Here is a 12162-nt window from a genome sequence, read left to right on the forward strand (position 1 = left end):
TCAGTCCTCCAGCAGGCGTTCGGTCGCGGTTTCGAGCACCGCGACGGAGCGGTCGTACTCGTCGAGCGGGAGGTGCTCGTTCGGTGCGTGGTCCAGGTCCGAGTCGCCGGGACCGTAGGTCGCCATCGGACAGTCCCAGGCCTTCGCGTAGACGTTCATGTCGCTGGTGCCGGTCTTGCGAAGCAACGTCGGGTCCCCCTCGTGCTGTCGAATCGCGGCCCGGAACGCCCGTGCGACGTTGGTCCGGGGGCTCTGCATCACCGGTTCGACCCTGTCGTTCCAGTTGACAGTCCCGTTCGTCAGGTAGCCGTCAGCTATCTCTCGAATCTCGTCGGTGGTGTATTCCGGCGGGACCCGCAGTTGCACGTCCATCGTTGCCTCGACGGAGAGCCCGTCTGTGGAGGGGCCGCCCTCGAACTCGACGGGCTTGCAGGTGACCTGCTCGAACACCGGATGCCACTCGTCGTCGTCGAACTCGTCGTCGACCGACGACCACCAGTCGATGGCGTCCTGTATCGCGTTGTTCTCCGGGCGCGAGGAGTGACCGGACTCGCTGGTCGCGACGTAGGTCCCGGCCAGCAGGCCGCGATAGCCGAGCGTGATGCCCTCCCAGCCGGACGGTTCGCCGTTGATGACCGCGTCGGGTGCCGTCTCGCGGTCCTCGACGAGGAACCGGGCACCCGTCGAGTCGACCTCCTCACCGACGACGCCGACGAAGGACGCGCCGGTCCGGACGGCCGCGACGGCCATCGCACACAGCGGCCCCTTCGCGTCGACGCTGCCGCGGCCCCACAGCACGTCGCCCTCCTCGGTCTCCTCGACGCGAACCGGGATGTCGCCCGGGACGGTGTCGATGTGGGAGGTGAGCAGGACGCCGTCGTCGTCCGGGGCGCGGACGTTGCCGACCTCGTCGAGCCACGCCTCGCGGCCGTGTGCCTCGAAGAACTCGACGAGCCGCTGGGCCGCCTCCTGTTCGTTCCGCGAAACCGACGGGATGCGGACGACCGCCTCGAGCAGGTCCCGGGCCTCCGTGTCGGCCTCGCGCGTCGCGGCTTCGCTCATCCGACCACCTCCGCCATCGCGTCGACGACGGCGTCGGCGTGAGCCTCGTCGATAGTCAGCGGCGGGAGCAGGCGGACCACCGTGCGGCCGGCCGGCAGCGCGAGCACCTGGTGGTTCAACGCGAGTTCCTTCAGCGCCGCGTTCGCCCCGCGACCGACCTCGATGCCGATCATCAGGCCCTCGCCGCGGATGTCCCGCACGTCGTCGCCGATAGCCGCGTCCAGTTCGGTCAGGAGGTAATCGCCCATGACAGCGGCGTTCCCGGGCACGGAGTCCTCGATGATAGTCGACACCGTCGCGCCGGCGGCCGCCGAGATGACCGGGCCGCCGGAGAACGTCGAGGCGTGGGAGCCGTAGTTCTCGGCAATCCAGTCCCGGCACAGCGTCGCGCCGACGGGGAGGCCGTTGCCGAGCCCCTTCGCCGCGGTTATCATGTCCGGCGCGACGGCGGCCCGCTGGGAGTTCCACAGCGCACCGGTTCTGCCCATACCGGTCTGGACCTCGTCGAAGATGAGCGCGGCCCCGGCCGCTTCGGTAATCTCCCGGGCGTCTTCGAGGTAGCCGTCCGAGGTGGGGTTGATGCCGCCCTCGCCCTGGACGGGTTCGACGATGAACGCGGCGGTGTCCTCGTCGACGGCCTCGGCCAGTGCCTCGCTGTCGTCGTAGGGGACGAACTCCACGTCGCCGATGAGCGGCTCGTAGGGCTTCTTGTACTTGTTCTTCCACGTGGTCGCCAGCGCCCCCATCGTCCGGCCGTGGAAGCCCTGCATCGTCGCGACTATCTTTGAGTTCCCGGTAGCCGACCGGGCGAACTTCAGCGCGGCCTCGTTGGCCTCGGTCCCGGAGTTACAGAGCCAGGTCTTGTCGATGGGGTCCGGTGCGGTGTCGGCGAGCAGGTCGTACAGCGCCGTCCGCTCGGCGTTGGGGTACGACGCCTGGACGTACGTGATCTTCTCTAGCTGCTCGCTGACGGCGCTCTGGACCGCCGGGTGCTTGTGGCCCAGCGGGACACAGGCGTAGGACGCGCCCATGTCTAGGTACTCTGTGCCGCCGTCGTCGTAGACGTAGGCACCGTCGCCACGTTCGATCTGGATGGGTTTCTCGTTGAAGACGAATCCGCTCATTGTTCCTCCGTCGCTGTCTGGTCTGTGTCCTGTTCGAGTGCGCTCGCGTGGACGTGGGTCCCGCCGCCGTCGAGCGCCGAGAGAATCGGCTCGGCGGCGTTGGCGTCGGCCACCACGACCTCGGGTGCGCCGCCGTCGAGGGCCTCCTCGGCGGCCATGATTTTCCGGCCCATGAACCCCTCGGCGGCGTCTTCGAGGGCGTCCCAGTCGGCGGCCGTCTCGACCGATTCGATGAGCGTCGACGGGTCGTCCGGGTCCGCGTAGACGCCCTCGACGTCGGTCAACAGCACCAGCTTCGCGTCGAGTTCGCCGGCAATCGCCGCGGCCGAGCGGTCGGCGTCGGTGTTAACCGGAATGATCTGTTCTCGCGGCTCGTCGCCGCTCGAATCTTCCGAGGCGCTTCGCGCCTCACTACCCGCCATCGGCGGCGCGGCGACGGGCGTGTAGCCGTCCCCGAGCAGTGTCTCCAGCAGGTCGCCGTTGACCTGTTTGATTGTGCCCGAGTGGTCGCCGCGGCGGATCTTCTTCTTCCCCTCCTCGACGACCCGCACTGCGGATTTGCGCGGTCCGTAGAGCAGTTTGCCGTCGACGCCGTTGAGTCCGACCGCGTCGACGCCCTCGCTCTGGAGGCCGGCGACGAGCTGGGTGTTGAGATGCCCGAAGGCCATCTCGAACACCTCCATCGTGGTCTCGTCCGTGAACCGGCCGACGACGCCCGACGGCGTCTCGACGTATTCGGGCTCGACGCCGAGCCGTTCGAGCGTCTCGTCGACTTTGGTGGAGCCGCCGTGTACCACGACGACCCGCTCACCATCGGCCACTAACGATGCCACGTCCGCAAGCGCCCCCGCGGGGTCGACCGCGCGAGCGCCACCGACTTTGATAACTACTGTCATGAAAAAGCCTCTCCAGGTGTTACGGTGCGCCGACGGGGTGGAGCCCCTGGAACTCCAGGCCCGCCGTCTCTTCGATGCCGAGGGCGACGTTGGCCGCGTGGACGGCCTGTCCCGCCGACCCCTTCATCATGTTGTCGATGGCCGAGAACACGACCAGTCGCCTGTTGCCGGGGTCGAGTTCGAAGCCGACCTCGGCGCGGTTCGTCCCCGCGACCGACTTGGGCTCGGGGTAGCGGTAGACGCCACCGCCGCCGGCGACGAGTTCGACGAACGGTTCGTCCTCGTACTCGCCGCGGTAGGCCCCCCAGAGGTCGCCCTTCGAGACGCGCTGTTCGGGAAAGACGTGGCAGGTCGCGCTCGCGCCGCGGATCATGTCCACCGCGTGGACGGTGAAGGACACGTCGATGCCGAGGAACTGCTGTATCTCGGCCTCGTGGCGGTGGCCCGTCGGCGCGTACGGGCGGACGACGCCCGAGCGCTCCGGATGCGAGGAGGCCTCGCCGCCGCCGGCCCCGCCCTCGCTGGAGCCGACCTTCACGTCGACGACGACCTGCTCGTCGCCGCTCAGGATGTCGGCCTCGAACAGCGGGAGCAGACCGAGGATGGTCGCCGTGGCGTTACAGCCGCCGGAGGCGATGAGCTCCGCACCTTCGAGGTTGTCGCGGTTGAGCTCCGGCAGCGCGTACTCGCTCTCTTCGAGGAGTTCAGGTCGCGAGTGCCCGTCGTACCACTCGTCGTACTGCTGTTCAGTATCGAGGCGGAAGTCCGCCGATAGGTCCACGACCGTGCCGGCGGCCTCCTGGAACGCGTCGACCTGTTCCATCGAGACGCCGTGGGGCGTCGCGGCGAACAGCACGTCCACGGATTCAAGGTCCGCCGGCGATGAGAACCGAAGGTCCGAGTGCCGGAGGTTCGGGTGCGAATGCCCGATTGTCTTGTTCTCCTTCGAGCGGCTGGTGGCCTGTTCGAGTTCGAACTCGGGGTGGCCGTCGAGGATGCGAAGTAGCTCGCCGCCGGTGAAGCCGGAGCCGCCGACGACGCTTGCGGTATATGTCATGCGGTCACCTCGGCGTCGGCCGCTGTCGCCGCCTTCCCTTCGAGCCAGTCGACGACCTTCGCGGGCACGTCCACGTCGGTGACCTCGTTCAGCGCCTTGAACTCGACGGTGTGGTTGACCTCGTGGACCGTGTAGTCCTCGAACTCGCCGCTCTCTTTATCGATACCGACTTCCATCAAGTCGATACCGAGCAGGCCGCCGCCGACCGCGTCGGAGGCCGTCTCGACCAGTTCCAGCGCGCGGTCGTCCAGTTCGAACTCGGCGGTCTCTGCGCCCTTGGCGGCGTTGGTGAGCCAGTGGTCCGAGGAGCGGACCATCGCCGCGATGGGCTCGCCGTCGACGGCCAGCACGCGCATGTCGCGGCCGGGTTTGTCGACGAACTCCTGGACGTAGAAGATCTTGTGCTCGTAGTGGCCGAGCGTCTCCTTGTGTTCGAGGATGGCCTCGGCGGCCGAGCGGGAGTCAATCTTCGCCATCAGGCGGCCCCAGGAGCCGACGACCGGCTTGAGGACGCAGGGGTAGCCGAACTTCTCGATGGACTCAAGCGCCGCGTCCTTGGTGAAGGCGACGTCGGTGTTCGGCGTCGGCACGCCCGCGGCCTCCAGCGCGAGGCTGTTGTTGACCTTGTCCGCGCAGGTGTTTGCGACCTCGGGGCCGTTGACCACGGGGACGCCGTAGGCATCCGCGAACTTCGTCGCGTACACGCTGCGGCTGGTCGCCAGACAGCGGTCGACGACGATGTCCAGGTCGTCGAAGGCCTCGGGGGCCTCGTGGATGTTGAACTGCTGTTTGCGAACGTCTATCTTCTCGATCTCGTGGTCGCGCTCGCGCAGTTCCGACAGCAGGAGCTTCTCGTCCCGGCGGATGCGCGAGTAGAGGAGTCCGACTTTCATACTGAGTCCTCCGTGGGTTCGCGGCTCGCGGCGTCGAGCGCCACGGTCACGTACGGCGTCGAGCGCCGCGGGACCGCGAACACCTCACTCACCCCAGTCCTCTTCGAGCTCGGGTGCGCTGTCGAGCTCGACGGGGTCGGTACCGACGACTTCCAGTTCGGCACCGCAGGTGGCACAGTCAACGATCTCTCCGACTTCAAGGTCGTCGTGCAGGGTCACGTCCGCCCCGCACTCGATGCATTCTGCCATTGTAGTTCATCCTGTGACAGGGATACACTTAAAGCCTTCGAACATATCAGAATAAATTTACTACACAGACTGCACTCTAATGGTATGAAAAGCCCAAATCCGCTACGTTACTGAATCGTATATCAGAATTTTGGTATAATTGTCCCGCGAGGGGACGGTGGTCGCTCAGACATATCGGTCCACCTCCGTCCGGCGGCGGTCAGCCGCCTGTGAAACCGCGTGCCTGCGGTCAGTCAGCGCCTCGCTGTCCCCTGCGAGCACGTCCGCTGCCGTCGACACCTGCTCGGCGACGGCGTCGGGGGCCGGGCCACCGCGAGAGTCCCGCATCGCGACACTTTCGGTCGGGTCGAGCGCGGCCGAAAGCGCCTCGCGGTCGACGTAGGTCGACAGGGGCTCGCCCAGCAGGTCCTCGGCGACGGCCGACAGCGCCTCGTAGTCGGGCGCGTCCTCGTCGGGCCCCAGCTGCGCGGCGGCCTCCGCCACGACCTCGTGGGCCGTCCTGAAGGGGACGCCGGCCATCGCCAGCAGGTCGGCTACGCCGGTCGCCGTGGCGAACCCGTCGGTCGCCGCGGCTTCGAGCCGTTCGGCGGGCCAGTCGGCCGTCGCGACCGCGCCCGCGGCGACCTCGGTGCTCTCGGTGACACTGTCGATGGCGTCCCAGGCGTGACGGCCGGCGCGCTGGAGGTCGCGGTTGTAGGCGCGGGGTTGGCCCTTGAGGTTGGTCAGCAGGCCGTTCAGCCCCCCAACAGCATCGCCGGTGCGCCCGCGGACGAGCTCCAGCGTATCCGGGTTCTTCTTCTGGGGCATGATCGACGACGTCGAGGCGTAGTCGTCGTCGAGGTCGACGTGACCCTTGCTCGCCATCACGACCACGTCCTCGGCCAGCCCCGACAGGGTCGTCGCCAGCGTCGCGACCGCACCAGTCGTCTCGACGAGGAAATCGCGCGTCGCCGAGGCGTCCATCGAGTTCTCCGCCACCGAGTCGAACCCGAGCAGTTCCGCGGTACGCTCACGGTCCACGTCGAAGGGCGTCCCCGCGAAGGCCGCCGACCCGAGGGGGTTCTGGTTGACCCGCCCGTAGGCGTCCAGCAGGCGAGCGGTGTCGCGCTGGAGCGCCTGCTCGTAGGACAGCACCCAGTGGGCGACCGTCGTCGGCTGGGCGGGCTGGAGGTGCGTGTAGCCGGGCATCACCGTCTCCCGCTCAACGCGAGCCACCTCGATGAGTTGCTCGCGGGCACCGACGACGGTCTCGACGAGGTCCAGTATGTCTTCGCGCAGACGGTAGCGGATGCAGGCCGCCACCTCGTCGTTGCGCGAGCGGGCGGTGTGCATCTTCCCGCCGGCAGGGCCGACGCGTTCGATGACGGCGCTCTCGATGGCCTCGTGGACGTCCTCGCCGTCGAGGAGCGCGCCGTGGCCCGCGTCCTCGACGGCTGCCAGCGCTGCCAGCACCTCGCCTGCCGTCTCGGGGTCGATTATCCCCTGTTCGGCCAGCATCACGACGTGCGCGCGGTCGACGGCGAGGTCGGCCGCGAAGATGCGCTCGTCGTCGGACAGCGAGGAGAGGAACGACCTGGCGGGCCCGCCCGCGAAGCGGTCCCGGCGGACGACCGTCTCGTCGTGGTCGTCGGCCGCGCCCGTCGTTTCGTGGTCCTCGCCGTCACTCATGTCGTTACTCCTCCGTGGCCTCGCTCGCGGCGTCCGACTGGTCGCCACTGCCATCCGTGACGGCGGCCCCTTTCTTCGCGCCTTCGAGGACCTTGTTCGCGAGGCGGGACTGGAAGCCGTGGTACTTCGCGACGCCAGTGGCGTCCTGCTGGGTGATGCCACCCGAAACGTCTTCCTCGTCGAAGGAGGCTGCGGACTCGCTGTAGACGGCGTAGTCGGACTCGCGCGAGACCGGGCGGCAGTGGCCGCCCTCCATCTTCACCGTCACGGAGCCGGTGACGCGCTCGTTCGTGTCGTCGATGAACGCCTCCAGCGCGCCCGTCAGCGGCGCGTCGACGAGGCCCTCGTAGGCCTTCTGGGACCACTCCTGGTCGACCTGGGCCTTGAACTGGCGCTCCTCCTGTGTGAGCACCAGCCCCTCCAGCGCCTCGTGGGCCGTCAGCAGAACCGTGGCCGCCGGGTGTTCGTAGTTCTCGCGGACTTTCAGCCCGAGCATGCGGTCCTCCATCATGTCCGTGCGGCCGATGCCGTGGGCACCCGCCTGCTCGTTGAGTTGCTCGATGAGTTCGACCCCGCCGAGTTCGTCGCCGTCGACGGCGACGGGAACGCCGTCCTCGAACGTGACCTCGACGAGTTCGGCGTCCTTGTCCGAGGGGTTGTCGGTCCACTTGTAGATGTCATCGGACGGGATGGTGCTCGGGTCTTCGAGTTCGGAGCCCTCGATTGAGCGGCTCCAGAGGTTCGTGTCGATAGAGTAGCGGCCGCCGTCGCCGCCCTCGACGGGCAGGCCCTTCTCGGCGGCGTACTCGTTTTCCCACTCGCGGGTCAGCCCGAGTTCGCGGACCGGTGCGATGACATCGAGGTCGGAGTCGCGCCAGACGGCCTCGAAGCGCAGTTGGTCGTTGCCCTTGCCGGTACAGCCGTGCGCGACGGCCGAACAGCCCTCTTCCTCGGCGACCGAGAGGATGGCCTTGGCGATGACCGGGCGCGCGAGGGCGGTCCCGAGCGGGTAGCCCTGGTAGTCGGCGTTGGCCTTGACGGCCTCCATACAGAGGTCCGCGAACTCCTCGGTGGCGTCGACGACGTGCTGTTCGACGCCGAGCGCCTCGGCGGTCTCCTCGGCCTCCTCGAACTCGTAGTCGGGCTGGCCGACGTCGACGGTGACGCCGATGACCTCGTCGTAGCCGTACTCCTCTTTCAGCAGCGATACGCAGACTGTCGTGTCGAGCCCGCCCGAGAACGCGAGCGCGACGGTTCCGTTTCCTTCTGGCATGGATGTGTTCTGGATTGGTTCCGTGGTGTGCCTGTCGGTTTCCGGTCAGGCGCAACAGACCGAAGGTCCCGTCGAACCGACGACGACGGCGTCTAGCGACGAAACGAACCTGTCGAGCGGAGAGTAAGTAGTAGTGGGCCTAGAAACGGCCCGGTCGTCGTCGTGGGGAGAAACGGAGGGACCCCTCGCTGACCGCAGCGAGCGTCATTGAGGGAGGGGTCTGCGTCATGTACTTTCTGCTGTGTGAGTCGAGTACTAATAGTTTCCGTGTTAGCGGTGGCGTGTGTATGGTCCCCAGACACATGGATACAACCGTGAGCGGCGGTTTCGGCACCGCCTGTTACGGCCGGTGACAGCACACGGGCCGGTGTGTGACTGGCTTCGGTCAGGTGTCAGCCCCCAGCCGTGCTACTGGCCACCGTCGGCGCTGCCGGCCCCGTTGTTGCCGGTCGGCGGTTCGGTGTCCCGGCCGTCAGTCGCCGTCTCGTTGGTCGGGGTAGTGCTGTCGGCGGGCCGCTCGTTCATCGGGGTCCGCTCCCGCTCGGCTCCGGGACGGTCGCCCATCTCGGTTCGATTCGCTGCGTCGCCGCGGTCGCCCGCGTCGGCAGGGCGGGTCTGCCGCCCGACGTCCGGGCCGGCGATGTCCCGCGCGATAGCGGCGACTTCCGGACCGCTCAGTTCGCTCGCGCGCTGTGAGAGGGTCTTGATCGCCGTCGCGTCGATGCCCTTTTGCTCAAGGGCGTCAGCGGGGAGCCGGCTGGCCGTCTCGCTCGTCTCGTTGGCCAGCCGCTGGACGTTCCGCGTCTCGGCGTGAAGCTGTGCGGCCCTGGCTCGGTACTCGCCCTCGCTCATCGACCCGTTCTCGCGGGCCGCATCGAGCGCCCGCTTGCGCTGTTGGAGTTCCGCGAGCCGCGCCTCGGAGTCGTTCACCTGATCGGCGACGACGGACGCCTTCGCGTCGTCGGTGTTCGCCTGAGCGATACGAATCCCGAACGTCCGGGACTGGACCTCACCGTCCAGTTCGGCTTCCTGCACGCTGACGACGCCCGCCAGCTGTGCGCCGGGGGCTACCGCGCTGTCGTCGGCCTGTGCGGTTGGTATCTCCGTCTCCTGTGCCGTCGTCGCCGCCGGGACCGCGGCGAGTGTGCTCACCACGAGCACGACTGCCAGCATGACTGGGGAGGCTCGTCTCATCACGTCCGTTGCTTTGTCCCCGAATACCCTATAAATAGGCGTCTGTGAGGTCGAGTTAGCGCCGATTAAGCCGGATTAAAACCGCCCGACTTCGGGGATTCCAGGTTGGAAACCGCAGTGAACGGTCGATACTTTTATCACTCTATCTCGTCGCCGCTGTCCGCGTCACCGCTCGCGCCAGTCACGTCAGTGTCCGGCAGCGTGACCACGTTCTCCCGGCCGATCCGGAACGTCTCGACCTTGTCCTCGTCGCGCAGGCCGCCGATGACCTGACTCGTCTTGGCGTCGGTCCAGTCGAGTTCGCCGGCCACCTGCTGCTGTTTGAGCCGGCCGCCGTTGGATTCGAGCAGTTGCAGGACCTGCTCCTCGTTGCTCAGGAGTTCGGCCGGCGGTTCGCCGGCAGCGTCGTCCGTGCCGGCCGCGGGCTGTCCCGACGGCGCGTCGTCCGATTCGACCATCGACGCCGGCGGTTCGGCCGGCTCATCGCCGCCGAACGCGCCGTACCGTCGAAGGGCATACGCTGCGGCGGCGATTCCGACCAGCGCCAGGAGGCCAGCGACGAGCGGGCTGGTACCCCCGTCCCCGCCAGTGGCGTCTCTCGGACTGACGACCACTCGCGGTTCGTTCGCCCCGAACTCCTGCTGGCCCCGCCAGGTGACGGAGCCGTTCCCGCGTTCGTCGGCCCCCGGCGCGACGGAGTCGGCCCGGTAGTCCGCCGGCCATCGCAGGGTCAGCGAGGTTTCGCGGTCCAGAAACAGCCCCGAGAGCGCGTCGCCGATCTCGATGCGGTCGCCGGAGACGGCGGCGAAGTTCGTCCACCGGAACCGGTAGGTGACGACGCCGTACGTCTGGCCGAACGTCTCCTCGCGCGCGCTCACGCTGACGTTCTCGACGGCCATCTCACGGCCGGTCGTGTTTTCCGCTGCTCCGGCAGTGCGTTGCATCCGGCTCTCGAAGCGGTCCGTGTACGCCGAGGGGTCCGCCCGGATATCAGCCCGCAGGTCCTCGAACGCCTGTGTGGCGTTGTCGTCGTCTAACCGGATACGGTAGGCGACCGTCCAGTCGGCGGTCCCATCGGGGTCCACGTCAGCGGTCATCACGACCACGTCCGCGTCGACAGACTGCTGTTCGAAGCCGCCGAAACCGACCCCGGTCACTGTCGGTACAAGCAGTGCTATCGCGACGATGACGACTACCAGCGTTCCAGCGGTCCGGCCCATCCTACCGCGGCTATCCCCTCGGCAGGTATATCGTTTATTGCCGATTGTGTGAACTGATAGCCGGCGGCCTTACATCCCATGCCGCGTCTATGCCGGAATCCCAACCGCCAGCCCCCACGGCCACAAGGGGTTTGCCCGGCGAGGGAATCCTATCGGGCATGGACAGAGCCAAACTCGACGTGGACACCCTGCTGAAGATCGTCCTCGTCCTCATTGTTGTCTGGTTAGTGCTCGAAATTATCGGTGGGGTTCTGGGTCTGTTGGGGTGGCTCCTCGGGCCGCTCCAGCCGATACTCGGCGTGGTTCTGGTCGTCCTCATCGTCCTGTGGCTGCTCGACCGGCTGTAGGACCGCGCTCTTTTTGCCCACAGCGGGCGACCCACGCGGTGTGTACAGCATCAACGTCCCGCTCCCGTCGGCAGTCACGGCGCTGGCGGCCGAGCTTGCCGCCGACCTGCCGCTTGCACAGCGGCGGGGACGGGGCGAACACACGCTGGTCGCCAAGCGACTCGGCGATGGCGACCACGCGGCCTACGCGCGGCTGGAAGCGCAAGGGCGCGAGGCGCTCCGGGGCCAGCCGACGTTCGAGGCACGGGTTTCGGCCGTCGAGCAGTTCGAGACGGCCGTAACCGGCCCCTCGCCGGTGGTGTATCTCGCCGTCGAGAGCCCCGGACTGGTCAATCTCCACGAACGGCTCTGCGAGCGCTTCGACCCCGTCGACGAGATGGAGGGCGAGGAGTACGTCCCGCACGTGACCGTCGCCCGTGGCGGGGACCGCGACGCCGCCGCGCGGCTGGTCGAGCGGGACGTCGAACCGATCCGGTGGACTGTCGACGAGCTCACCTTCTACGACGCCGACCGGAACCAGCCGGTCAGCCGGGTGTCGCTGCCGGCGTAGCACTCGTCGGCGGTCGATTCAGGCCGGACGACAGCCCCCGAAATGATGGCGAACAGGCGACACGCGTCGGTCCCGACGCGGTGTGCCGCGCAACCGCTGGCCGCGCCGGGCCGTGGCTACGTCACAGCGAGGGTGGTCCCGGCTTCGGATATAAACGGTTGGACCGAAAGCAACGCTTTTGGAGCGGCCTGTCATCCACTACAGATATGGATTACCGGGAAGTCGACAGCACGTCCGAGTTTGTCTGCCGACTGGAGCACGGTGCGGACTGGCGCGAGGAAATCGAGACATTCGCCGACAGGCGGAGCATCGACGCCGGCTTCTTCTACGGGCTGGGGGCGGTCCAGAACGCGGAGCTCATGTTCTACGACCAGGACCGGACCGAGTACGACTCGCTGACCTTCGACGAACCGCTCGAGGTCGCCGCCTGCATGGGTAACATCTCACATCTGGACGGGGAGCGGTTCGCCCACACCCACGCCGTCCTCTCGCGGCCTGACGGCGAGGCGGTCGCCGGCCACCTGAACGCCGGCACCGTCTGGGCGGGCGAGCTGTACGTCCGCGGGTTCGACACGACGCTCCGGCGGGAACACGACGAGCCGACCGACCTGGACCTCTGGAACATCTAA

Annotated in this window: 13 protein-coding genes; 3 read left to right on the forward strand and 10 right to left on the reverse strand. The window is 67.7% G+C overall.

The genetic code is table 11. The features are described 5' to 3' along the window. From KZ498_RS03755 to KZ498_RS03800, 10 genes are all read right to left on the reverse strand, one after another. A complete protein-coding gene (locus KZ498_RS03755) occupies positions 1-1062 on the reverse strand; it encodes a [LysW]-lysine hydrolase (RefSeq protein ID WP_312616910.1) in 1062 nt (353 codons plus the stop codon). Then, on the reverse strand, positions 1059-2186 hold the full coding sequence (locus KZ498_RS03760) for an aspartate aminotransferase family protein (RefSeq protein ID WP_312616911.1): 1128 nt from the start codon (positions 2184-2186) through the stop codon (positions 1059-1061). Before KZ498_RS03760 ends, KZ498_RS03755 begins: the two co-directional genes overlap by 4 nt. Further along, positions 2183-3082 carry an acetylglutamate/acetylaminoadipate kinase gene (locus tag KZ498_RS03765; protein WP_312616913.1) on the reverse strand — a complete coding sequence of 300 codons (900 nt, stop codon included), beginning with the start codon at positions 3080-3082 and terminating at the stop codon, positions 2183-2185. Before KZ498_RS03765 ends, KZ498_RS03760 begins: the two co-directional genes overlap by 4 nt. 19 nt (positions 3083-3101) lie before the next feature. Further along, on the reverse strand, positions 3102-4139 hold the full coding sequence (argC, locus tag KZ498_RS03770) for an N-acetyl-gamma-glutamyl-phosphate reductase (protein WP_312616915.1): 1038 nt from the start codon (positions 4137-4139) through the stop codon (positions 3102-3104). Further along, the gene (gene lysX / locus KZ498_RS03775) at positions 4136-5032 is read right to left on the reverse strand and encodes a lysine biosynthesis protein LysX (protein WP_312616917.1); all 897 of its coding nucleotides are present in this window, start codon (positions 5030-5032) and stop codon (positions 4136-4138) included. The genes argC and lysX overlap by 4 nt, the downstream gene beginning before the upstream one ends. 84 nt (positions 5033-5116) lie before the next feature. Next, complete coding sequence (lysW, locus tag KZ498_RS03780) at positions 5117-5281, reverse strand: lysine biosynthesis protein LysW (protein WP_162413528.1); 165 nt, start codon at positions 5279-5281, stop codon at positions 5117-5119. Positions 5282-5446: 165 nt separating this feature from the next. Then, the gene (gene argH / locus KZ498_RS03785; RefSeq protein ID WP_312616920.1) at positions 5447-6949 is read right to left on the reverse strand and encodes an argininosuccinate lyase; all 1503 of its coding nucleotides are present in this window, start codon (positions 6947-6949) and stop codon (positions 5447-5449) included. 4 nt (positions 6950-6953) lie between these two features. After that, positions 6954-8222: an argininosuccinate synthase gene (locus tag KZ498_RS03790; protein ID WP_312616921.1), complete on the reverse strand. Its 1269-nt coding sequence runs from the start codon at positions 8220-8222 to the stop codon at positions 6954-6956. Between the two features lie 408 nt (positions 8223-8630). Further along, the gene (locus tag KZ498_RS03795; protein ID WP_312617350.1) at positions 8631-9395 is read right to left on the reverse strand and encodes a hypothetical protein; all 765 of its coding nucleotides are present in this window, start codon (positions 9393-9395) and stop codon (positions 8631-8633) included. A gap of 158 nt (positions 9396-9553) precedes the next feature. Next, positions 9554-10636: a hypothetical protein gene (locus tag KZ498_RS03800; protein ID WP_312616923.1), complete on the reverse strand. Its 1083-nt coding sequence runs from the start codon at positions 10634-10636 to the stop codon at positions 9554-9556. A gap of 158 nt (positions 10637-10794) precedes the next feature. Between KZ498_RS03800 and KZ498_RS03805 the strand changes: the two genes are divergently transcribed. From KZ498_RS03805 to KZ498_RS03815, 3 genes are all read left to right on the forward strand, one after another. Beyond that, positions 10795-10983 carry a hypothetical protein gene (locus KZ498_RS03805; protein ID WP_007189558.1) on the forward strand — a complete coding sequence of 63 codons (189 nt, stop codon included), beginning with the start codon at positions 10795-10797 and terminating at the stop codon, positions 10981-10983. Positions 10984-11023: 40 nt separating this feature from the next. Next, the gene (locus KZ498_RS03810) at positions 11024-11533 is read left to right on the forward strand and encodes a 2'-5' RNA ligase family protein (protein ID WP_312616928.1); all 510 of its coding nucleotides are present in this window, start codon (positions 11024-11026) and stop codon (positions 11531-11533) included. A 206-nt stretch (positions 11534-11739) separates the two neighbouring features. Then, positions 11740-12162: a DNA-binding protein gene (locus KZ498_RS03815; protein WP_312616930.1), complete on the forward strand. Its 423-nt coding sequence runs from the start codon at positions 11740-11742 to the stop codon at positions 12160-12162.

Origin of the sequence: Haloarcula sp. 1CSR25-25, assembly GCF_032027985.1 — an archaeon.
In the GTDB taxonomy this organism is placed as follows: Archaea; Halobacteriota; Halobacteria; order Halobacteriales; family Haloarculaceae; genus Haloarcula.